General features: G+C 39.2%; 3 protein-coding genes. 1 reads left to right on the top strand and 2 read right to left on the bottom strand.

Translation table 11 applies throughout. The features are described from left to right. Positions 1-144: 144 nt before the first annotated feature. Complete coding sequence (locus ACI35L_RS07135; protein ID WP_439802545.1) at positions 145-660, bottom strand: VanZ family protein; 516 nt, start codon at positions 658-660, stop codon at positions 145-147. Between the two features lie 329 nt (positions 661-989). On the opposite strand from ACI35L_RS07135, the gene ACI35L_RS07130 reads away from it, so the two are divergent. Next, the gene (locus ACI35L_RS07130) at positions 990-1232 is read left to right on the top strand and encodes a PspC domain-containing protein (RefSeq protein WP_439802544.1); all 243 of its coding nucleotides are present in this window, start codon (positions 990-992) and stop codon (positions 1230-1232) included. Positions 1233-1417: 185 nt separating this feature from the next. Here the strand turns inward: ACI35L_RS07130 and ACI35L_RS07125 are convergent, their stop codons facing one another. Next, positions 1418-2437: a serine hydrolase domain-containing protein gene (locus ACI35L_RS07125; RefSeq protein ID WP_439802546.1), complete on the bottom strand. Its 1020-nt coding sequence runs from the start codon at positions 2435-2437 to the stop codon at positions 1418-1420. Between the last annotated feature and the right edge of the window lie 136 nt (positions 2438-2573).

Raw genomic sequence — 2573 nt, 5'->3', positions numbered from 1 at the left:
TAAAATATACATACCCTGTTTTTCGTGGGAATATTGGAAAAGTAAGGACGCTGTATAAAAAAGCCGCCACCTATATAGGAAGCGGCCATACCTTTATTCCATTGCCCCCTCTAAACGGATACATGCCATTCTAGAGAAAACCCATTAATGATTGGCGACAAACAACAATCCAAACAGGGCTATAAAACAAATCGTACCGATTAGTGCGAGAATCGTCAGTATTTTATTCGTATTCCTTTTCGTTATCCATTTATACAGCAAGGAATAAATACCTATCCCAATTACGCCGCCCAATGTATTCCCTAAAAGATCCGTTATATCGGTTCCGCCTATCGCAAAAATAAACTGAATGATTTCAAATGAAAAACTGACAGCAGCGATAAGAATGAGGTTCTTGATCAATCTCCATTCTGGCTTGACCATACATAAATAAAGGCCAAACGGCACAAAAATGACTATATTATTGATAATCTCACTAAGATCCAGTCGATCATTCGTTATAACGGACCCGCCAAAAGGAATGAAGTTCATCCCTCTAAACTCAGGTAACTCCTGAAGCGATAAAGACATTTTAAATAAAATAATCCATATCAAAGCGAGCAAATAAATAACGAACAAACCCATCGTTAATGGGTGCTGATTTCCTTTTGTTTTACTCATACTAGGTTCATCCTCCGTTTCTCCACAACGGTGTATTACACGCATAATACACCTGATAAATGCACTATATAGTTCGTACACTTTTTTGTCAATGAATAGGAGCAGCAGCAGCTGAGTCAAGCATTTGATATGAATATTCCAGTCTTTCATCTAACCAATAAACAACAATCACGAGAATCATGAATATTTTTATCCCTTTCCTGCTTCCTCCTTAGGTAATGAATTTTTGGATTCCTGAATATACTGGAGTAATAAACATGAGCAACATTTGCTCGCTTGACCTTTCTGCATTTCGAAGTATTTCCCCAATATTCAGCTGGAGGTGTTAGATGGATAACAAGAAACTGTACAGGTCCAGAACGAATATCGTCTTATCAGGCGTATGCGGCGGATTATCTGACTATCTGAAAATAGATGCAGTTATCGTTCGATTAGGATTTGTCCTATTGGCCTTGTTGACCGCCATTATTCCTTGTCTTATTTTGTATATATGTGCCATGTTCCTTATTCCCGAAGAAGATCATCGAAGCCCTGCAGATTTATCAGAACCTGAGGAGCAATCAAAGGACTAATTCTCTTGAGTTAGCCTTTTTTTGCTTTGCCATTTCATCCACACAAGAAAAGACTGTCATTTTGACAGTCTTCATTTTTTATTATTTAGGATAAAGAGTGAAGCACTTCTATTCTACATTAGTGTCTCTTGTAAGCTACGCTGTCGCTTCTTTCACTTGAAATAGCTCATCCTTCCATAACCTAATCATTCAAAGCTATGTGAATGATAGACCTCACCAATAATCCCTTCTAATTGATGAACGCCTTGATCCGTATTTGTCATGATGATTAACCCGCTTCCCAATCGAGGATACGCCACTAACATGCATTGAAATCCCACTCCCCAGCCTAATGATGAAACTTCCTCCCCATCAAGAAAAACCCCTAATCCTGTCCATTCCTTACAGCCTTGTGGGGTTATCATTTCGTTTACTTGATTCGCTGAAATGCCCACTTTACTTTCCTTCTTTAGAGCGTTCATTACATCTATGACTAACAGCGCTAAATCTGAAGAAGTTGTCCATAATCCAGCCGCTGCAGGATAAGGGTATACGGGGTATTTGCGATCGACTAAACTCCCATCTTTCGTATGTCCACAAGCTAATTGTTCGCCCGATTTGCTCGGTGTATATGTACTATTCATCATCTTCAACGGACGGAAAATCAGCTTCTCCATGACTCTTTCAAAAGGCTCTCCAATCACATCCTCTATCAATTGCTGTATAAGGCAAAAGCCTGCATCCGAGTATTGAAAATCACTCTCTGGTTCGTACTTTACTTCTATACGTTCCTTACAATAAGACGTCCTTCCAGATAATAGATTAACCATTGAAGGAATCTCCTCATTGGGATCAATTACCCCAAAACTATCCGGTGGATCGACAATGCCAGATTGATGACTAAGCAAGCTTCTTAATGTCACTTTTTTATTGGCGGTAAAAGGATTCTCTGGGATTTTCCACGATGTCAGCCGATGGTTGACGTCTTCATCTAAATCCAGCATGCCTTGTTCTATTAATTTCATTACTAAGAAGGCCGTTAGAAACTTACTGATTGAACAAGCATTGAAAATAGCGTTACTGTCCACCTTTTTATTGGTTCCTATTTCTAATAGACCATAATGATCAACCTGTACAATATGACCACGATGGATGACAGACATACTTAAACCAGCTACATGATTATGCTTCATTCGTTCATTTATATCTATATAGTTTCTAGTCATCATAGCCCCCTACTCATTATTAACCTCGCATTTTGCCCGCTCTTCTCCACTCAGGCATAACCCTTCTCTCTTAAGGGGAAATTCCACACTAATTGCTCCTGTCGCCCTAAAAAAGCCGCTCTCTAAGAGAAGCTTC

Source organism: Pradoshia sp., assembly GCF_051873915.1.
Classification (GTDB): domain Bacteria; phylum Bacillota; class Bacilli; order Bacillales; family Pradoshiaceae; genus Pradoshia.
This window is presented reverse-complemented; position numbering and strand designations above follow the sequence as displayed.